The following is an 18,234-nucleotide window of genomic DNA, read 5'->3' on the forward strand; positions in this document are numbered from 1 at the left end:
CCGGGCCGCGATGCGGCCTTGCGCTCACGATGCGACATGGATCCGGTTATCGTCAATGTTGATCGGATCAACCAGGAGGCGACGCGATGGAGATGCTCACCGCAGCCCAGGCCGCGGCCCGACTCGGCGTGCGGACCGAGACTCTCTACGCCTACGTGTCGCGCGGGCTCATCTCCCGGGAGCGCGGAGCGCACGGATCCCTGTTCGATCCGCTGGAGGTCGAACGCTTCGCGCGCACCCGCCGCAGGGTCACCACGCCGTCGCACGGCGGCGCGCGGCCGGCCGGTGCAGACGGCAGCCCGCTCGCGGTCATCGACACCGACATCGCGCTCATCGAGGACGGCGAGCTGTGGATCCGCGGCGTGCCGGTCGACCAGCTGATCGCCGGGCCGGGGGAACCGCCGAGGTTCGACGGCGTCGTGCGCTGGCTGTTCGAGCGCACCGAGTTCCCTCGGCCTGGCGCGACCCCGCTCGCATCCATGGGCAGCGATGCTGCGGCAGCGGTGCTCGCCGCTCTTCCGCCGGAGTCGCCCGCGTTCAGTCGTCTGCTCGCCGTGGTCGCGGCCCTCGCCGCGGTCGATCCCGAGCGCTACGACCTGCGGCCGGAGACCGTGTCGCGCGTCGCGCTGCGGCTCGTGGCGGGGCTCGTCGACGCGCTGCCCCGGCAGATCGCGGCGGGAGACGGCGCGGGGCGGAGCGCCACGCCCAGCGCGGCGGCGGCGCCGCTGGCCGCCCGCCTGTGGCCGCGGCTGACTGCCGCGCCTGCGACCGCGGACCGGGTGCGGGTGCTGGACGCGGCGCTCGTGCTCCTCATAGACCACGACATGGCGGTGTCGACGCTCGCGGCGCGCGCCGCAGCCTCGGCGCGGGCCCACCCCTACGCGGTCGTGGCGGCCGGGTTCGGCGCCCTCGACTCCGCCCTGCACGGCGCCGCGAGCGCGTCGGTGCACGCGCTGCTGAGCGCGGTGCGCGCGGGCGCGGACCCGGCGGCGGCCGTGGCGAGTGCCACCCGGCTGGGCGGGGCCGGGGTGCCCGGCTTCGGTCAGCCGCTGTATCCGGACGGGGATCCGCGAGGGCGCCTGGTGCTCGATGCGCTGCGGAGGGCCGCGGATCCGGCGGCCGATGCCGCGCTGCAGGTCGCTGACGAGGTGGCCGCCGTGGTGCGCGCTCGGACGGGGCTGCATCCCACGGTCGATCTGGCCCTGGCGACGATCGCGCTGGCCTGGGACATGCCCGCGGATGCCGGCGAGATCGTGTTCGCCGTCGCGAGGTCGGCAGGGTGGTGCGCACACGCGCTGGACGAGTACGGCCGCGCGCCGCTGCGTCTGCGGCCGATCGGCCACTACGTCGGACCGGATCCGGCGGATCCTCAGCGCCCCGGGAACATTGCTCGATAGGCTGGATCGGTGCGGTGGACCCCCGGCCCGGCGCATCCGATTCGTTTCAGGAGGCAGACACGGTGGCGATCCTTCCCGGCATCTCCGGTCCCCGCGACCTCGATCGGCTGACCCCCGGACAGCTCTCCGAGCTCGCCGCCGAGATCCGCTCCTTCCTGATCGAGAACGTCGCGCGCACCGGTGGACACCTGGGGCCGAACCTGGGCGTCGTGGAGCTGACGATCGCGCTGCATCGCGTGTTCTCCTCGCCGGACGATCCGATCATCTTCGACACCGGACACCAGTCGTACGTGCACAAGCTGCTCACCGGGCGCCAGGACTTCTCGGCGCTGCGCTCCCGCGGCGGTCTCGCGGGATACCCGCAGCGGTCGGAGAGCGCCCATGACGTCGTCGAGTCCTCCCACGCGTCCAGCTCGCTGAGCTGGGCGGACGGCATCTCGCGGGCGTTCACGGCGACGGGGCGCGCTGATCGGCACGTCGTCGCCGTGGTCGGCGACGGCGCGCTCACGGGCGGCATGACCTGGGAGGCGCTCAACAACATCTCCGACGACAACGACCGCAACCTCGTGATCGTCGTGAACGACAACGGCCGGTCTTACGCCCCCACGATCGGCGGCATGGCGCGCTACATGAACCGGGTGCGCACGGCAGCCGTGTACCGCGATCTGCACCGGAAGTCGGACCGGTTCTTCCGGGCGTTCGGCCCGCTCGGGCGCGCGTTCTACCGCGGCGTGCGCGGTGGAACGCACGGCTTCCTGTCCCGGTTCTCGAACAACGAGGAGCTGTACTCGAACCTCGACATCAAGTACCTGGGCCCCGTCGACGGGCATGACATCCAGGCGCTCACCGAGACCCTGCAGCTCGCGAAGGACTTCGGCGCACCCGTCATCGTGCACGTGATCACCGAGAAGGGCCGCGGTTATCAGCCGGCGCTCGACGACGAGGCCGACCAGTTCCACGCCGTGAACAAGATCGACCCCAAGACCGGGATGCCGCTCGCCGCGTCCGGCACCGGCTGGACCGACGTGTTCGCCGACGCGCTCGTCGACGTCGGTGCGCGCACCCCGAACGTCATCGCGATGACGGCGGCGATGCTGCGTCCCACGGGGCTCGCTCCGTTCGCCGAGCGCTACCCGGACCGGGTCTACGACGTCGGCATCGCCGAGCAGCACGCGGTGACGGCGGCCGCCGGGCTCGCCTACGGCGGCCTGCACCCGGTCGTGGCGCTCTACGCCACCTTCATGGGCCGCGCGTTCGATCAGGTGCTCATGGACGTGGGGCTGCACCGTGCCGGCGTCACGTTCGTGCTGGATCGCGCCGGCGTGACCGGGCCCGATGGTCCCAGCCACCACGGCCTCTGGGATCTGTCGATGCTGCAGATCGTCCCGGGGATCCGGATCGCCGCGCCGCGCGATGCCGCCCGGCTGCGCGAGGAGCTTGAGGAGGCCGTCGCGATCGACGACGCGCCCACGGTCATCCGGTTCCCGAAGGGCGCGGTGACGTCCGAGATCCCGGCGCTCGAGCGCCTGCACGACGGCGTGGACGTGCTGTCCCGCGGCGAGGGCGAGGACGTGCTGCTCGTCGGCATCGGGCCGTTCGCGACGCTCGCGCTCGACGTGGCGGAGCGGCTCAAGGCCCAGGGCATCGGCGCAACGGTGATCGACCCGCGCTGGGCGATCCCGGTGCAGCCGTCGCTCGTCGAGCTGGCCGCCCGGCACCGCCTCGTCATCACGCTGGAGGACGGGATCCGCGTCGGCGGCGTCGGCACGCGAGTGCGGCAGGTGCTGCGCGAGGCGGGCATCGACACCGCGGTCGACGAGCTGGGGCTGCCCGATGCGTACATCGACCACGCCAGCCGCGAGCAGATCCTCGAGGATGCGGGCCTCACCGCGGGCAAGATCGCGCAGGATGTGGTCGCCCAGGTGCTCGGCACGCGCGTGCCGATCGCCCGCCCGACCGGCGAGATCCCGCTGCACACGGGCACCGTGGAGATCGTGACGGGCCGCAGCGCCGACGCGGACGCCGAGGAGCGCCGCCGCCGCTAAGCCCGGTCAGGCCAGAGTTCGGCGACGGCCGCGTCGTCATGCAGCGCGCGAAGCGCTGTGATCGTCCAGCCGGCCGTGGCGGAGGCCGCCGTTGTTCCGACGGCGATGACCAGCAGGGCGGTGGTGTCGCCGCTCATATGGCTCGATCCTAGCGCCCATGCACTGCCGATGACGCCCACGAGGGCGCCGACGACTGCGCCGAGCGCGAAGTAGGCACATGCATGGATCCATCTGGTCCGTACGCGTATGAGGGAACGGCCGATCAGCCCGGCGAGCGGGGCTGCAGCGAGCGTCGCAAGAGCCGACACGGTCCCTCCCACGATCAGGACCGGAATCAGATAGCACAGCCACACGACGACGGCCCCGATGCGTGCAGACCAGTCCGCGTCGACATCGGATCCTGGTATACCTCCTGTCGATTCCGGCGCGAAGAGCATGACGACTGCCGGGATGAGGAACGCCAGTGACAACAAACTCAGGAACGATAGCCAGCTCGACAATGCGCCGCAGGCCAGTTCCCGCCGCCGAACTCCGCCCGGGTGAACGCCATCGGCTTCTCGGGAGTGCGGGGCGAGCTCACCGTCGCACCACTAATGGCCGCACGTCCGCGATCTGGTCGAGCAGGTCGCGGATCACGCCGCGCACGCCGGGAACCCGCAGGAACGGCAGGGCGACGGCGAAGAGCCTGAGGCCCGTGTCGAGCAGGCGCACGGTCTTCACCTGCTCGGGGGACTCGTCGTACGTCCAGCGCAGGATGAGGGCCAGATACGCGGGGAAGAGGGCGTCCGGTAGGCGCTCCGCGATGTCGTCCGGCACGCGGTGCGCCGCTCCGCGCACCGCCTCGCGGAGAAGTCCGACGGTGAGCTCACGCGCCGGGGACGACTCCACGGACAGCGGGTTGATCGGGGAGTCGGGGGAGACCATCGCGCTGAGGAACCCAGGAGCCACCCGGCGATAGGAGCCGATCGTCTCGAGACCCGTCTCGAAGAACACGCGCAGTCGCTCGGTGAGCCCGGTGATGCCGTCGAGGCGGGGTCGCGCCGCCCGAGCGTGTTCGTGCTGCACCTGCTCGTAGAGCTCCTGCACCAGGTGCTCCTTGGAGGGGAAGTAGTAGTACGCGTTCCCGACCGAGACGCCCGCCTCCTTCGCGATCAGACGGATCGTGGTGTCGGGGTAACCGCGCTCGATGAATGAGGCCATCGCCGCCTCCCGGATCCGGGCCTTGGTCGCCTCGGCCTTGGGAGTCAGCGGCTTCTGAGGGCCTTCCGCAGAACTGAACATGTTCAAAGATTAGCACCACGGGGTGTCGAGGGGTGAGGCGGGGCGTGACGCATTCCGCCCTGCCGCGTGCGCGTCGCCCCTCGCCGGCACCCTAGACTGACCGCATGGCAGCGTCGCCCAGGGGACTCGCAGGGGATCCCGCAGCACGTGCAGACCGCACCGCGATCATGATCGTCAACCCTGTGGCCGGGCGCGGTCGCGCCGCGGCGAAGGCCGGGGCGGTCGAACGAGCGCTGCGCAGGCGTGGCGCGGAGATCGACGTCCGGCAGGGCGACACTGCGGCGGACACCCGGCGGCTGGTCGAGCAGGCGATCGCCGAGCGGCCGGATGTGCTCGTGATCGCCGGCGGAGATGGCACGATTTCGGCGGTGCTCGATCTCCTCGCCGATGCGCCGGTGCCGCTCGCGGTCGTCCCCGGCGGTACGGGCAACGACTTCGCCGCGGCGCTCGAGCTGCCGCAGGATCCGGAGCGCCTTGCCGACATGATCCTTCGCGGTCTGCCGCGCGCCGTGGATCTGGGTGTCGTGCGCAGCGACCAGGGGAGCCGGCTTTTCCTCACGGTCGCGGCGTGCGGGTTCGACGCGAAGGTCGCGGCTCGCACGAATCGGCTGCGCTGGCCCCGGGGCGCGCTGCGCTACTACCTGGCGCTTGCTCTGGAGCTGATCCGGCTCGCACCGCAGCGCTATCGGGTGACCGACGAACAAGGCGATCGCGAGGCACCGGGCACTCTGCTCGCGCTCTGCAACACGCGCTGCTACGGCGGCGGGATGCCCATCGCTCCGAAGGCCATCCCCGACGACGGACGCCTCGAAGTCGTGCACGTCGCGCCGCTCGGGCGGATCCGCCTGCTGCGGCTCTTCCCGCAGCTTCTGCACGGCACGCACATGATGCTGCCCGAGGTGACGGCCTGGGGCACCAGGGAGATCACGGTCAGCGCGCCGGCGATGGTCGTGTACGCCGACGGAGAGCGCGTCGCTGAGGACTCCTGCATGGTCGCGGTGCGGCGCGGCGCGCTGACGGTGCTCGTCCCGGTGTTCCGGCGCTGAAGAGGCGCCGCGGGGCGGCCCCGCATACGGCACCTTGCTGCGTGCTCCGTATGCCGTCCTGCGGCGAGACGACGAGACGCCGCCTCCGTCGGGAAGCGGCGTCTCGTCTCGATCCAGCCCTCGGGCGGCTCTGAGAAGCGTCAGCTGTGCGCGATGCCCCGGATCGCCGGGGTGTGGAACGTCGCGCCGAACACGCGCTCCGAAGCGCCCTCGCGGTCGAGGTAGGGCGACGCGCCGCCGTCGATGAACGGCCAGCCCGCACCGAGGATGAGGCACAGGTCGATGTCCTCGACCTCGGGCACGACGCCCTCCTCCAGCATGAGCTTGATCTCCTGCGCCAGGCCGTCCTGCACCCGCCGGAGGATCTCCGCCGCGGAGGTCGGGGTGGAACCGGCCACCTGCTTGACGAGCTTGTCGGCCGCCTTCGTGAAGCCGGTCACCCGGCCGCCCTTGTCCTTCTCGACGACCTCGGGCAGATCCGCCAGGGCGTGGAAGTTCTCGTTGGCGTAGAAGCGGTCGGGGAACGCGTGCACCATGGTGTCCTGCACGTGCGCCGCGACCTTCCAGCCGACCAGGTCGATGAGCTGGAACGGCCCCATCGGCAGTCCGAGCGGCGCGAACGCCTTCTCCACGTCCGCGACGGGGGTGCCCTCGTAGACGGCCCGTGCCGCCTCGCCCATGACCTTGGCGAGGAGGCGGTTCACGACGAATCCGGGGGCGTCGGCCGTGAGCACGGCGTTCTTGCCGAGACCCTTCGCGACCACGAAGGCCGTCGACAGTGCGGCTTCGGTGGTCGTCGGCGTCTTCACGATCTCGATGAGCGGCATGACCGCCACCGGGTTGAAGAAGTGGAAGCCGACCAGGCGCTCGGGGTGGGCGAGCTTGGATCCGATCTCCTCGACGGACAGCGACGAGGTGTTCGTCGCGAGGACCGCGTCCTCCGCCACGATCTTCTCGATCTCGGCGAACACGGCCTGCTTGACGCCGACCTCCTCGAACACCGCCTCGATCACGAAGTCGCAGTCGGCGTAGAGGCTCTTGTCGGTGGTGCCGGTGATGAGACCGCGCAGCTTGTTCGCGGTGTCGGCGTCCAGACGCCCCTTCGCCTCGAGCTTGCCGATCTCGTCGTGGATGTAGGCGACGCCCTTGTCGACGCGGGCCTGGTCGAGGTCGGTGATCAGCACGGGCACCTGGAGCTTGCGCACGAACAGCAGCGCGAACTGGCTCGCCATGAGCCCGGCACCGATGATGCCGACCTTGGTGACCTTCTTCGCGAGCTCCTTGTCCGGAGCGCCGACCGGGCGCTTGGCGCGCTTCTGCACGAGGTCGAACGCGTACATGGACGCGGCGAACTGGTCGCCGGTGACGAGATCCGCGAGCGCCTCGTCCTCCCGCGCGAAGCCCTCCTCCCGCGTGCCGCTCTTCGCCTTGTCGAGCAGGTCGAGGGCGACGTACGGCGAGCGCGGCACCGTGCCGATCTTCGACTCGAGCATGCCGCGCGCCATCTTGATCGCGATCGGCCATTTGGTGAGCCGCTCGATCTTGCCCGGCTCGTTCTTGCGCTCCACCTTCTTGCCGCCGAGGACGGCATCGGCCCAGCGCAGCGAGTCCTCGAGGAAGTTCGCGGCGGGGAAGATCGCATCCATCATGCCGAGCTCGAACGCCTGCTGCGGCTTGAGCATGCGGTTCTGCTTGAGCGGGTTCGAGATGACCACCTCGAGCGCGTTCTCGATGCCGATGAGGTTCGGCAGCAGGTAGGCGCCACCCCAGCCGGGGATGATCCCGAGGAACACCTCGGGCAGCGCGATGGCCGCGGCGGACGCGTCGACGGTGCGGTACGTGGAGTTCAGCGCGATCTCGACGCCGCCGCCCAGCGCGAGGCCGTTCACGAACGCGAACGACGGCACGCCCAGCTCGCTGAGCGAGCCGAGCACCTTGTGCCCGAGCTGCGCGATGAGGCGGGCGTTGTCCCGGGAGCCGACCCGGCTGATGTCGGAGAGGTCGGCGCCGGCGGCGAGGATGTACTGCTTGCCGGTGATGCCGACGGCCTGGATCTCGCCGGAAGCGGCGCGCGCCTTGAGCGACGCGAGCGTCTCGCCGAGCTCGGTGAGCGTGGCGGGGCCCAGCGTGTTGGGGCGGGTGTGGTCGCGCCCGTTGTCCAGCGTGATGAGGGCGAGGACCTTGCCCGAGGGCAGACGGACGTCGCGCACGGGGGAGTGCGTGACGACCTCGCCCTCGGTGAGGGCTTGGATGGGCGAGAAGTCGATGGCGTCGTAGTTCGTCATTCCGCGGATCCTTACTTGCGCTTCTTGCCGTCGAAGAACGGGTTCTCCCAGATGACCGAGCCGCCCTGGCCGAGGCCCACGCACATCGCGGTGAGGCCGTAGCGCACGTCAGGACGCTCCGCGAACTGCGCCGCGAGCTGGATCATCAGGCGCACACCGGAGGCGGCGAGCGGGTGACCGATCGCGATCGCGCCGCCCCACGGGTTCACGCGGGGGTCGTCGTCGGCGATGCCGAAGTGGTCGAGCAGGGAGATGACCTGGATCGCGAACGCTTCGTTCAGCTCGAACAGGCCGATGTCATCGATCGTGAGTCCGGCCTTCTTGAGCGCCTTCTCCGTGGACGGGATCGGCCCGATGCCCATGATCTCCGGCTGCACGCCGGCGAAGGCGAACGAGACCATGCGCATCTTCGGGGTGAGGCCGAGCTCCTTCACGGCGCTCTTGCCGGCGAGCAGCGACATCGTCGCGCCGTCCGTCAGCGGCGAGGAGGTGCCGGCGGTCACGCGGCCGTGCGGGCGAAACGGGGTCTTCAGGCCGGCCAGATCCTCCATCGTGGTCTGCGGGCGACGGCCCTCGTCCTCAGTGGCCAGGCCCCAGGCGCCATCGGCGCCCTTGATCGCGACGGGCACCAGGTCGGGCTGGATCTTGCCGGCGTCGTAGGCGGCCTGCACCTTGTGCTGGCTGAGCATGCCGTAGCGGTCCGAGCGCTCCTTGGTGAGGTGCGGGAAGCGGTCGAAGATGCGCTCCGCGGTCACGCCCATGTTCAGGGCGCCCGGGTCGACCATCTTCTCCGCCACGAAACGAGGGTTCGGGTCGGCGTTGCCGCCGATCGGGTGGTGGCCCATGTGCTCCACGCCACCGGCGAGGGCCAGGTCGTACATGCCGACCCCGATCGAGGCGCCCATCGTGGTGACGCTGGTCATCGCGCCGGCGCACATGCGCTCGACGGCGAGGCCCGGCACCGTCTGGGGGAGGCCGGCGAGGATCGCGACCGACCGGCCGAGGGTGAGCCCCTGGTCACCGGTCTGCGACGTGGCAGCGATCGCCACGTCATCGATCCGGTCGAGCGGGACGTTCGCGTTGCGCCCCATCAGGCCGATCGTGGCCTTCACCGCCAGGTCGTCCGCGCGCGTGTTCCAGTACATGCCGTTCTCGCCGGCGCGCCCGAACGGGGTGCGCACTCCATCGACGAAGAAGACGTCCGAGATCTCGGCCACTCTGCCTCCATAGTTCCGCCGGCCGCCTGTGCGAGCCGGACTTACATTTTCGCACGTCCTGAGGAACGCGGTTCCTGGATGGGTGAGACCGAGTGTCAACTCGGTCATCGCATCCAGGGGGTGTTCCCTCAGCCTAGGAGCGGTGGGGGATCCGGGCGCGAATCGGTTGGGCTGAACCTACGAAGACGTTCCGGGCGCCTCGTCCGGCGTTTGCGCAGCTTCGACAAAAGCATCCGCGATCCGCTGTGCGGTTTCCTCAATCTGCCACGGCCGAGCCTCGCGTTCCGCCAGCGCCTGCCCGATCGCCGCTGCGTCGATCTCCGCGGGCGGCTCCCAGGCGACACGACGCAGCGTGTCCGGGGTGAGGAGGTTCTCCGTCGGCATCCCGAGCTCCTCCGCGCGCGCCTCGACGGCCGCGCGTGCGGCCTTCAGCCGGGCATCCGCTTCGGGGTTGCGGTCCGCCCACGCCCGCGGAGGCGGAGGCGCGTCGCTGGGCACGCGCTCGCGCGGCAGATCCGTGCGCTCCCGGCCGCGCTCGATCGCGGCCCACCAGCGGTCGAGCTGGCTGCGGCTCGCGCGCCCGGTGAACGCCGACACCGCGGCGAGGGCGCCTTTGCTCTGCGGATTCGCCTGGACGGCGGCGATGAGGGCGCGGTCGGGCACGAGCCGGCCGGGGGAGACGTCGGATTCGCGGGCGAACTCCTCGCGCGCCTCCCACAGCTCGCGGGCGACAGCGAGGTTCTTCGCACCGCGCACCTGATGCAGCCCGCTGAGGCGGCGCCAGGGCTCGTCGCGCGGCGGCTTGGGCCGACGCAGCCGCGTGGCCTCGAACTCCTGCGCCGCGAACGCGGTCTTGCCCGCCGCCTCGAGCTCGGCGGCGATGAAATCGCGCACATCCACGAGGTGGAGCACGTCGAGCTCCGCGTATTCGAGCCAGGCGTTCGGCAGCGGCCTCGTGGACCAGTCCGCCGCGGAGTGCTCCTTGGCCAGCACGATCCCGAGCGCGCGTTCCACGACGGCGGCGAGGCCGACCCGCTCGTACCCGAGCAGGCGCGCGGCCAGCTCCGTGTCGAACACGCGGGCGGGCTCGAGGCCCAGCTCGTGCAGCGAGGGCAGGTCCTGGCTGGCGGCGTGGAACACCCACTCCTCGGCGCCGATCGCGCCCTGCAGAGGCGCGAACGAGGAGATCGCGATCGGATCGAACAGGAACGCGCCTGCCTCACGGCGGAACACCTGCACGAGATAGGCGCGCTGCGAATAGCGGAAGCCGGAGGCGCGCTCCACGTCGACGGCGACGGGGCCCTGTCCGGCGGCGAGCGCCTGCGCCGCCGCGGCGAAGGCCTCATCGCTGTCGATGACGACGTAGTCAGTCACGAATGGTTCTCCTGGCGCCGAACACGGCGATGTCCTCTGAGCCGGGCGGCAGTCCCGCCAGCATTCCGACGAGCTCGGCCCACGCCTCGGCGTGCGGCGCGAGCGCACCGGTCGGCGACCACGACGCGCGGAGTTCGATCTGCGCGCCGTCACCCTCCGCCGCCAGCCCGCCGAAGCCCTTCGACAGGGTCTTCGTGGAGGTGCCGGATGCGGAGTGGTGCGACGCACCTCGGGAGGCCAGCGCGTCGATCAGCCATGACCACGCTACATCCGCGAGCAGCGGGTCTGTGCCGATCTCCGGTTCCAGCGGCGCCTGAGCGAAAGCGACGATGCGCCACGGGCCGCCCCACGCATCCGGCTCAGCGGGATCGTGCAGCAGCACGAACCTGCCGGTGCCGTAGATCGAGTCGCCGTTCGCGTCGGGACGCACGTCGGCGGCGAACGCCAGCGCGTCGGGGGCCAGGCCCGAGGGCGCAGGGATCTCGCGCACCACGATGTCGGTGCGGAATCGCAGCGCCCGAAGCTGCTCGGCGGCGTGCGCGAAGGCCCCGTCGGATCCTGGATGAGCGCTCACGCGGACAGACTAGAGTCAGGAGGCGATGAAGAGTCTCAGGCACGCCGCGACGTTCGGCGCGATCGCACTGGCCGGGGCCGCGGCTCTCGGCGCCGCGATCGGGGGAGCCCTCGTGCTGCGCATCGCGCGCGAGGTGGTCACGCCGGCTCCGCGGAAGAACGACACCCAGGTGCTCGCGGTCGACACCGCCGCCCAGACGATCGAACTCGCACGGACACCCGACACCGAGCTGCCCGGCAGCTACGGCCTGTACGTGGACGGCACGCCCGGCTACGTCAAGCTCGGCGCGGTGCTGCATGCGGACAGCCACTCGGTGCGCCGAAAGCTGCTGACCCAGATCGAGCCCGGCGCCGAGATCGGCCGGTGGGCGGCCTTCAGCGGCTACTACTACCTCGCGCCGGGCGAGCTGCACCTGCCGTACGAGTCCGTGCTCATCGGCACGCCGGCCGGCCCCTGCCCGGCCTGGCTCTTCCCTGCGGAGTCGTCGACCTGGGTGATCCAGGTGCACGGCCGGGGAGCGACGCGCTCGGAGTGCCTGCGCGCGGTGCCGGTCCTGCACGCCGCCGGGCTGCCCGTGCTCGTGACGTCGTACCGCAACGACGGCGAGGGGCCTCGCACACGCCCCGGATCGTACGGCCTCGGAGCAACCGAATGGCGCGACGTCGACGCCGCCATCGCCTACGCGCTGCGGCACGGCGCCGAGCGGATCCTGCTCATGGGCTGGTCGATGGGCGGCGCGATCGCCCTGCAGACGCTCGTGTCGTCCGATCACGGCGGCGCGGTGGTCGGGATGATCTTGGACTCGCCCGTGGTGGACTGGCGCACGGTGCTGCACTTCCAGGCCCGGGAGATGAGGCTGCCCGGGCCGTTCCCACGGCTTGCGATGGGGGCGCTCGAACAGCCCTGGTCGGCACGTCTCAGCGGCGCGGATCAGGCGATCGCCTTCGATGCGCTCGACATGGTCGCCCGCTCAGCCGAACTCGACGTCCCGATCCTGCTGCTGCACAGCGACGACGACGGATTCGTCCCGTCCGACGCGTCGCATGCGCTGGCGGCGGCGCGGCCCGACCTGGTGACCATGCCGGTGTTCACGGGCGCCCGCCACACGAAGCTGTGGAACTACGACCAGAACCGGTGGACCGACGCGATCACCGCCTGGCTCGACGAGCACGGCTTCGCGGACTGAGGCTGCCGGATCCCGGAGTCGGACGCTTCGACAGGCTCAGCGACCGGCTGCGTCGCCGTGGCTCAGGCGGCGAGGCGCTCGCGCACCTGGCGCTTGGCGCGCATGAGCATGCCCGTCATACCGGAGATGCGCAGCGGCGAGACCACCCGGGTGAGACCGATCGACTGCGGGAAGTCGTCGGGGATCGCCAGCACCTCCTGCGGCGTGAGCCCGGCGATGCCCTGGGCGAGGATGCTCGCGAAGCCGCGGGTCGTCGGCGCCTCGGCCGGAGCGGTGGCGTGCATCGTCACCGCTCCATCGGCCACCTCGAGGTAGATGTAGACCGGGGACTGGCACTCGGCGACCCGCTCCGTCATCTCCGGGTGCGCGGCGACTTCGTCCGACACCGGCGGCAGCTCGTTCGAGAACTCCAGCAGCAGCTGCAGCCGGTCGGGCTCCGGGAGCTCCAGGAACTCGTCCCGGATCTCGGCGAGGGAGTCGGGGAGAGCGGTGGCGGGGGTGTCGGTCATCCCCGCCATTCTCCCACGGTCAGATCGAGCCGGGCTCCTCGCCGGTGACGATCGGCACGCGCACCGCGCTGCCCCACTCGGTCCAGGACCCGTCGTAGTTGCGCACGTTCTCGAACCCGAGCAGGTGCTTCAGGACGAACCAGGTGTGCGCGGAACGCTCGCCGATCCGGCAGTACGCCACGACGTCGTCGCCGGGCCGGAGGCCGGCGCCGTCCAGGTAGATCGCCTCGAGCTCCGCGCGCGGCTTGAAGCCGCCGTCCTCGGCGACGGCCTTCGCCCACGGCACGTTCTGCGCGGTGGGGATGTGGCCGGCGCGCAGCGCGCCCTCCTCGGGGTAGGCCGGGGCCGAGGTGCGCGAGCCGTTGTACTCCTCCGGGGAGCGCACGTCGATGAGCGGGTTGCCGAGGTGCGAGAGCACGTCGTCCTTGTAGGCGCGCAGCACCGTGTCGTCGCGCTCCACCAGCGGGTACTCGGTCGGCGCGCGGTCGGGGAGGTCGGTGGTGATCTCGCGGCCCTCGGAGATCCACCGGTCCCGGCCGCCGTCGAGCAGGCGCACGTCCTCGTGGCCGAAGAGGGAGAAGACCCACAGGGCGTAGGCGGCCCACCAGTTGTTCTTGTCTCCGTAGATGACGACCGTGTCGTCCCGCGCGATGCCCTTGCGGCTCATCAGCTCGGCGAACCCGGCGCCGTCCACGTAGTCGCGCACGACGGGGTCGTTGAGCTCGGTGTGCCAGTCGACCTTGACCGCGCCGGGGATGTGCCCGGTCTCGTAGAGGAGCACGTCCTCGTCGGACTCGACGACGACGAGCCCCTCATCGCCGAGGTGCTGTGCGAGCCATTCGGTGGTGACCAGGCGCCCGGGCTCGGCGTAGTCGGCGAACGATGCGGATGAGGTGTCGAACTCGACGGTCACGGTGGCTCCCTGGGTGAGAAGACGGCGCTGGATGGAAGAAGCGTCACGGGTGGCGGCGCCGGATGTGCGCCGGGGGTGAGGTGGCGACGGCGTAGTGTTGATCCGTCCCCCTCGACCCTAGAACCCTCCAGGCCTCCGTGCACCCGAGGGGTAAGACTTCGACACAGGATCCGCATGACCGATCAGGCCGCCCCCGCCGGCGTCGTCCACCTCATCGACCGCCAGCCGCAGATGACCGGCACCGAGATGCTCGGGGGCCTCGTCCCGCCGCCGCAGTTCGACGGCGCGACCTTCGAGAGCTATCGCTCCGATCCCGCCTACCCCTCCCAGGAGGAGGCCAAGCAGCGTCTCGTCGCCTTCGCCACGGGTGCGCAGCCCGTCAAGCGCGGGGGCCTGTTCCGTCGTGCGCCGAAGATCGCGGAGTCGAAGCCGGGCGTGTACCTCGACGGCGGATTCGGCGTCGGCAAGACGCATCTGCTCGCGTCGATCTATCACGCGATGCCGGCTCGCCGGAAGTACTTCGGATCCTTCATCGAGTACACCGCGCTCGTCGGTGCGCTCGGATACCGCAACACCGTCGACCTGCTGCGCGGATCCGATCTGCTCTGCATCGACGAATTCGAACTCGACGATCCCGGCGACACGATGGTCATGACACGACTGCTCGGGGAGCTGGTGGGGTCCGGCACCCGGCTGGCCGCGACGTCGAACACGCCGCCGAACGCGCTGGGCGAGGGCCGCTTCGCCGCGCAGGACTTCCTGCGCGAGATCCACGCGATGTCCGACAGCTTCGAGACGATCCGGATCGACGGTGTCGACTTCCGTCAGCGCGCGCTGGACGGTCACGCCGTCTCGCTCAGCCCCGATGAGTACGCGCAGGAGCTCGCAGCGCTGAGCACCGCGCACCGCGTGTCCGACGATGCCTTCGACGACATCGTGAAGCACCTCGCGCAGGTGCACCCGTCCCGGTACATCCGGCTCATCGCGGGGCTCGGTGCTCTCGGCATCCGCGAGGTGCGTCAGCTCACCGATCAGTCCGAGGCGCTGCGGTTCGTCGCGTTCGTCGATCGGGCCTATGACGCCCAGATCCCGATCCTGGCGACCGGGCGCCCCCTGGACGAGGTGTTCAGCAAGGAGATGCTGGGCGGCGGCTATCGGAAGAAGTATCTGCGGGCGATCTCCCGCCTGAACGCCCTCTCGCACGCCGAGCGACCCGCGGGCGTCTGAGCGGCGCGTTCACGAAACACGTTGTTCACACAGCGGCGCGTGCTGTAACACGCCCGCAACATTTCCCGCCTCCCCGCGAAACACAGCGGCGCCACACTGAAACGCACAACGCGATCAGGTGGAGGCGTACGGCATGGAATCGACAGGGAACATCTCCTGGGGAGTCACGGCGACGGCACTCGTGCTGCTCATGACGCCGGGAGTGGCGTTCTTCTACGGCGGCCTGGTCAAGGCCAAGAGCGTCATCAGCATGATGATGATGAGCTTCGGCGCGATCGGACTCGTCGCCGTGCTGTGGATCCTGTACGGATCGTCGATGGCGAGCGTCAAGGCCCCCACCCAGTTCGCCGGCGACCCGTTCGCCGACTTCGGGCTCGCATCGATCGCGAGCGGCAAGGGCTCCAACATCGCGCTGCTCACCGTGGGCTACGGCGCGACCTTCGCCATCATCACCGTGGCGCTCATCTCCGGCGCGATCGCGGACCGTGCCAAGTTCGGCCCCTGGCTCATCTTCGTGGGCGTGTTCGCCACGGTCGGCTACTTCCCGATCGCGGCCTGGGTGTGGGGCGGCGGCTGGATCATGCACCTCGGCACGATGCTGTTCGGCGAGAAGAGCGGCATCGAGTTCATCGACTACGCGGGCGGCACGGCCGTGCACATCAACGCGGGTGCGGCGGCCTTCGCCCTCGCCCTCGTGCTGGGCAAGCGCATCGGCTTCCAGAAGGGCATCCAGAAGCCGCACAACGTCCCCCTCACGCTCCTCGGCGCCGCCCTGCTGTGGTTCGGCTGGGTGGGCTTCAACGCGGGTGCGCAGTGGACGACCAAGGGCATGGACGGCGTCGGGCTCATCACGGTCAACACCTTCGGCGCGGCTGCGGCGGGCATCCTGGGCTGGATCCTCGTCGAGCGGATCCGGGGCGGCAAGGCGACCTCGATCGGGGCCGCGAGCGGCGCAGTCGCGGGTCTCGTGGCGATCACGCCCGCCTGCGCCAACCTCACTCCCGGCTGGGCCCTGCTGCTCGGCGCGGTGACCGGCGCCGTGTGCGCCCTGGCGGTCGAGCTCAAGTTCCACCTCGGCTTCGACGACTCGCTCGACGTCGTGGGCCTGCACCTGGTCGGCGGTTTCATCGGGACCATCTACCTGGGCTTCTTCGCCACCGGGCAGGGCCTGTTCACGGGTGGCGACCTCCGCCTGCTCGTGGTGCAGGTGCTGGCCTCGGGCGGCGTGCTGATCTACTCCTTCGTCGTCGCCCTGATCATCGGCCTCGCCATCGACAAGACCATCGGGTTCCGCGTGACCAGCGAGGACGAGATCGCCGGTGTCGACCTCGTGGTGCACGGCGAGGAGGGCTACGCGCTCACCTCCTGAGCCGGCGGAACGCGGGGTCGGCGCGGATAGGGTGTCGCTGTGACCACCACTGGCAACGGCATTCTGTCCGCGCTCGCGAATGCCGCGGCGGCGTTCGTCCGCTCCCTCAGGAGCGGCTCGCGCCGGGACGGCGCCGCACCTCGGTCCGCGCGCAACAGGGCGGGCGGTGCCGCCACTGCGATCCTCGAGCCGGGCCACGGCGGCGCCACGGAGACCGTCGAGCTCGACCCGCGGTCGGTGCGCGGACTGCGCGTCCGTTACGCGCCGCACCGCGACGGCGCGCCGGACGGCGGGGAGATCGTGTGGACCTGGGTGCCGTACGCCGAGCGCGACGGGCGGGGCAAGGACCGTCCGGTCCTGGTGATCGCGACGCAGTCCGCGGACCGGGTGTACGCGGTGAAGCTCACCAGCAAGTCGCACGACGGCGACCGGGACTTCCTGTCCCTCGGATCCGGTCCGTGGGACGGTCAGGGGCGCGAGAGCTGGGTTGACATCGACCAGCTCTACAGCGTGCATGTCGCGGGCGTGCGGCGGGAGGCGGCGGCGTTGGACCGCCGCCGGTTCGAGAGCGTCGCCGGCGTGCTGCAGCGGCGGTTCGGCTGGACCGCGGTGCGCTGACCGCTGTCCGACGAGCCCTCAGCGGCGTGCCGGCGCCCCGTTGCGCAGCACCATCACGGTCGTCGCGGCGAGCAGCAGGATCCCGACCGACTCGACCACGACCGTCTGCGGGACGAGCGTGAACGTCCACACCTCGGTGATCCCGAAGAGCCCCACGGTGAGCGCGAGCAGCAGCGCGCCGAGCGTCGCGACGAGGAACAGCAGCGACAGCACGGTCGCGGCCTGCAGGAGCCGGCCGCGGAGCAGGATCATCGCGACCGCGAGCACCAGTGCCGCGACGGCGTTGAGGACGAACAGCACGCCCAGGACGCCGCCGACCCCGTCGAAGACGAGGAACAGGTGGATCGCGCCGGTGGCGATCAGGACGAGTGCGCTGAGGATGCGCATGATCCGCAGGGCGGTGGCGGTGGATGTCATGGTGCTGCCTGCTTCCGTGTCGAGCCGTGGCCTTCTGAGATGACACGAGATGCGCCCCCGGCGCGGTTCATCCGGACGAGCCACACCACGTCGCGCCCGAACGACTCGATCAGCAGCACGAGCGCTCCCGCCGCGGCGAGGACGCCGATAGCCGGAGGCAGCAGCTGCGCGGCGACGACGGCGAGCACGATCCCGCAGACCGCGGCGACGACCTTCCGCCAATACCGGAACGGCAGGGCGCGTCCGAGGAACGGCAGCGCCCACGCGGCGGCGACGAACACGTAGCGCATCAGGCCGATCGCGAGCACCCATCCGCCCACGATGCGTGCGTCATAGACGCTCAGGACGAGCAGCAGGAACGCGTCGACCTCCATGTCGAAACGGGCGCCGAGTTCGCTCACTGTGCCGGTGCGGCGCGCCACGTAGCCGTCGACGCCATCGAGCGCGAGCGCGATCACCACCACGCTCAGGAGCAGAGCGGAAGAATCGCGCCCGCTGAGCGCTGTCACCACGATCCCGGTCGCGATGCCGACGAGCGCCGACCGCGCCGCCGTGACGGCGTTGGCTGCGCCGAACCGCGTGCTGCCACGCCGGCGGAGCCCGCGGGAGACCAGCGCCGAGGACACGGCCAGGTAGCACAGCGCTGCGATCCACCCCGCGAGGGACAGCGGCGCCGAGAGGCCGATCGCGACCGTCACGACAGCTCCCGCGGCTGCCCACAGCCAGGGGCTGAGCTGAACCTTTCGCATCCGGCCTCCGTGTTACGTTCATGGCAG

17 protein-coding genes are annotated in these 18,234 nt (G+C 70.8%); 7 read left to right on the forward strand and 10 right to left on the reverse strand.

What is annotated here, in order from left to right; all coding sequences use genetic code 11:
• The first annotated feature begins 86 nt into the window (after window positions 1-86).
• Both ACYQ1L_RS08560 and dxs read left to right on the forward strand, forming a co-directional pair.
• Window positions 87-1,397 (forward strand): citrate synthase, encoded by a 1,311-nt coding sequence (locus ACYQ1L_RS08560; protein WP_460003769.1) that lies wholly within the window; start codon window positions 87-89, stop codon window positions 1,395-1,397.
• A gap of 62 nt (window positions 1,398-1,459) precedes the next feature.
• On the forward strand, window positions 1,460-3,442 hold the full coding sequence (gene dxs / locus ACYQ1L_RS08565) for a 1-deoxy-D-xylulose-5-phosphate synthase (protein WP_460003770.1): 1,983 nt from the start codon (window positions 1,460-1,462) through the stop codon (window positions 3,440-3,442).
• Here dxs and ACYQ1L_RS08570 read toward each other — a convergent pair.
• Window positions 3,439-3,579 (reverse strand): hypothetical protein, encoded by a 141-nt coding sequence (locus tag ACYQ1L_RS08570; protein WP_460003771.1) that lies wholly within the window; start codon window positions 3,577-3,579, stop codon window positions 3,439-3,441. The two genes, dxs and ACYQ1L_RS08570, sit on opposite strands and share 4 nt — an antisense overlap.
• Before the next feature lie 439 nt (window positions 3,580-4,018).
• Window positions 4,019-4,723 (reverse strand): TetR/AcrR family transcriptional regulator, encoded by a 705-nt coding sequence (locus ACYQ1L_RS08575; RefSeq protein ID WP_460003772.1) that lies wholly within the window; start codon window positions 4,721-4,723, stop codon window positions 4,019-4,021.
• A 104-nt stretch (window positions 4,724-4,827) separates the two neighbouring features.
• Here ACYQ1L_RS08575 and ACYQ1L_RS08580 point away from each other — a divergent pair, with 104 nt between their 5' ends.
• Entirely contained in the window at window positions 4,828-5,769 is a 942-nt protein-coding gene (locus ACYQ1L_RS08580; RefSeq protein WP_460003773.1) for a diacylglycerol/lipid kinase family protein, read from the forward strand.
• Window positions 5,770-5,909: 140 nt separating this feature from the next.
• On the opposite strand, the gene ACYQ1L_RS08585 is transcribed toward ACYQ1L_RS08580, so the two are convergent.
• From ACYQ1L_RS08585 to ACYQ1L_RS08600, 4 genes are all read right to left on the reverse strand, one after another.
• Window positions 5,910-8,054, reverse strand: coding sequence for a 3-hydroxyacyl-CoA dehydrogenase NAD-binding domain-containing protein (locus tag ACYQ1L_RS08585; RefSeq protein WP_460003774.1), 2,145 nt, complete (start codon window positions 8,052-8,054; stop codon window positions 5,910-5,912).
• Between the two features lie 11 nt (window positions 8,055-8,065).
• On the reverse strand, window positions 8,066-9,271 hold the full coding sequence (locus ACYQ1L_RS08590) for a thiolase family protein (RefSeq protein ID WP_460003775.1): 1,206 nt from the start codon (window positions 9,269-9,271) through the stop codon (window positions 8,066-8,068).
• Between the two features lie 177 nt (window positions 9,272-9,448).
• Window positions 9,449-10,645: an HRDC domain-containing protein gene (locus ACYQ1L_RS08595; RefSeq protein WP_460003776.1), complete on the reverse strand. Its 1,197-nt coding sequence runs from the start codon at window positions 10,643-10,645 to the stop codon at window positions 9,449-9,451.
• Window positions 10,638-11,219 (reverse strand): DUF3000 domain-containing protein, encoded by a 582-nt coding sequence (locus ACYQ1L_RS08600; protein WP_159575786.1) that lies wholly within the window; start codon window positions 11,217-11,219, stop codon window positions 10,638-10,640. The genes ACYQ1L_RS08595 and ACYQ1L_RS08600 overlap by 8 nt, the downstream gene beginning before the upstream one ends.
• 25 nt (window positions 11,220-11,244) lie before the next feature.
• Here ACYQ1L_RS08600 and ACYQ1L_RS08605 point away from each other — a divergent pair, with 25 nt between their 5' ends.
• The gene (locus ACYQ1L_RS08605; RefSeq protein ID WP_460003777.1) at window positions 11,245-12,405 is read left to right on the forward strand and encodes an alpha/beta hydrolase family protein; all 1,161 of its coding nucleotides are present in this window, start codon (window positions 11,245-11,247) and stop codon (window positions 12,403-12,405) included.
• 62 nt (window positions 12,406-12,467) lie between these two features.
• Here the strand turns inward: ACYQ1L_RS08605 and ACYQ1L_RS08610 are convergent, their stop codons facing one another.
• On the reverse strand, window positions 12,468-12,914 hold the full coding sequence (locus ACYQ1L_RS08610) for a SufE family protein (RefSeq protein ID WP_460003778.1): 447 nt from the start codon (window positions 12,912-12,914) through the stop codon (window positions 12,468-12,470).
• A 19-nt stretch (window positions 12,915-12,933) separates the two neighbouring features.
• On the reverse strand, window positions 12,934-13,827 hold the full coding sequence (locus ACYQ1L_RS08615) for a sulfurtransferase (RefSeq protein WP_460003779.1): 894 nt from the start codon (window positions 13,825-13,827) through the stop codon (window positions 12,934-12,936).
• A gap of 174 nt (window positions 13,828-14,001) precedes the next feature.
• Here ACYQ1L_RS08615 and zapE point away from each other — a divergent pair, with 174 nt between their 5' ends.
• The 3 genes from zapE (at window position 14,002) to ACYQ1L_RS08630 (ending at window position 17,041) form a co-directional block, all read left to right on the forward strand.
• Window positions 14,002-15,054, forward strand: coding sequence for a cell division protein ZapE (gene zapE / locus ACYQ1L_RS08620; protein ID WP_460003780.1), 1,053 nt, complete (start codon window positions 14,002-14,004; stop codon window positions 15,052-15,054).
• Window positions 15,055-15,187: 133 nt separating this feature from the next.
• Window positions 15,188-16,423 (forward strand): ammonium transporter, encoded by a 1,236-nt coding sequence (locus tag ACYQ1L_RS08625; protein WP_460003781.1) that lies wholly within the window; start codon window positions 15,188-15,190, stop codon window positions 16,421-16,423.
• Between the two features lie 39 nt (window positions 16,424-16,462).
• Window positions 16,463-17,041, forward strand: coding sequence for a type II toxin-antitoxin system PemK/MazF family toxin (locus ACYQ1L_RS08630; RefSeq protein WP_460003782.1), 579 nt, complete (start codon window positions 16,463-16,465; stop codon window positions 17,039-17,041).
• Window positions 17,042-17,059: 18 nt separating this feature from the next.
• Here ACYQ1L_RS08630 and ACYQ1L_RS08635 read toward each other — a convergent pair whose 3' ends face one another.
• Together ACYQ1L_RS08635 and ACYQ1L_RS08640 are read right to left on the reverse strand one after the other, a co-directional pair.
• A complete protein-coding gene (locus ACYQ1L_RS08635; RefSeq protein WP_460003783.1) occupies window positions 17,060-17,458 on the reverse strand; it encodes a hypothetical protein in 399 nt (132 codons plus the stop codon).
• A complete protein-coding gene (locus tag ACYQ1L_RS08640) occupies window positions 17,455-18,207 on the reverse strand; it encodes a CDP-alcohol phosphatidyltransferase family protein (RefSeq protein ID WP_460003784.1) in 753 nt (250 codons plus the stop codon). The genes ACYQ1L_RS08635 and ACYQ1L_RS08640 overlap by 4 nt, the downstream gene beginning before the upstream one ends.
• Between the last annotated feature and the right edge of the window lie 27 nt (window positions 18,208-18,234).

This window comes from Microbacterium xylanilyticum, from assembly GCF_054654695.1.

Excerpts from the sequence above, each read along its gene's own strand:
- ACYQ1L_RS08580 (WP_460003773.1), top strand. The coding sequence starts at position 4,828 with ATGGCAGCGTCGCCCAGGGGACTCGCAGGGGATCCCGCAGCACGTGCA.
- ACYQ1L_RS08560 (WP_460003769.1), top strand. The coding sequence starts at position 87 with ATGGAGATGCTCACCGCAGCCCAGGCCGCGGCCCGACTCGGCGTGCGG.
- ACYQ1L_RS08635 (WP_460003783.1), bottom strand. The coding sequence starts at position 17,458 with ATGACATCCACCGCCACCGCCCTGCGGATCATGCGCATCCTCAGCGCA.
- ACYQ1L_RS08570 (WP_460003771.1), bottom strand. The coding sequence starts at position 3,579 with ATGAGCGGCGACACCACCGCCCTGCTGGTCATCGCCGTCGGAACAACG.
- zapE (WP_460003780.1), top strand. The coding sequence starts at position 14,002 with ATGACCGATCAGGCCGCCCCCGCCGGCGTCGTCCACCTCATCGACCGC.
- ACYQ1L_RS08640 (WP_460003784.1), bottom strand. The coding sequence starts at position 18,207 with ATGCGAAAGGTTCAGCTCAGCCCCTGGCTGTGGGCAGCCGCGGGAGCT.
- ACYQ1L_RS08585 (WP_460003774.1), bottom strand. The coding sequence starts at position 8,054 with ATGACGAACTACGACGCCATCGACTTCTCGCCCATCCAAGCCCTCACC.
- ACYQ1L_RS08625 (WP_460003781.1), top strand. The coding sequence starts at position 15,188 with ATGGAATCGACAGGGAACATCTCCTGGGGAGTCACGGCGACGGCACTC.
- ACYQ1L_RS08575 (WP_460003772.1), bottom strand. The coding sequence starts at position 4,723 with ATGTTCAGTTCTGCGGAAGGCCCTCAGAAGCCGCTGACTCCCAAGGCC.
- ACYQ1L_RS08610 (WP_460003778.1), bottom strand. The coding sequence starts at position 12,914 with ATGACCGACACCCCCGCCACCGCTCTCCCCGACTCCCTCGCCGAGATC.
- ACYQ1L_RS08605 (WP_460003777.1), top strand. The coding sequence starts at position 11,245 with ATGAAGAGTCTCAGGCACGCCGCGACGTTCGGCGCGATCGCACTGGCC.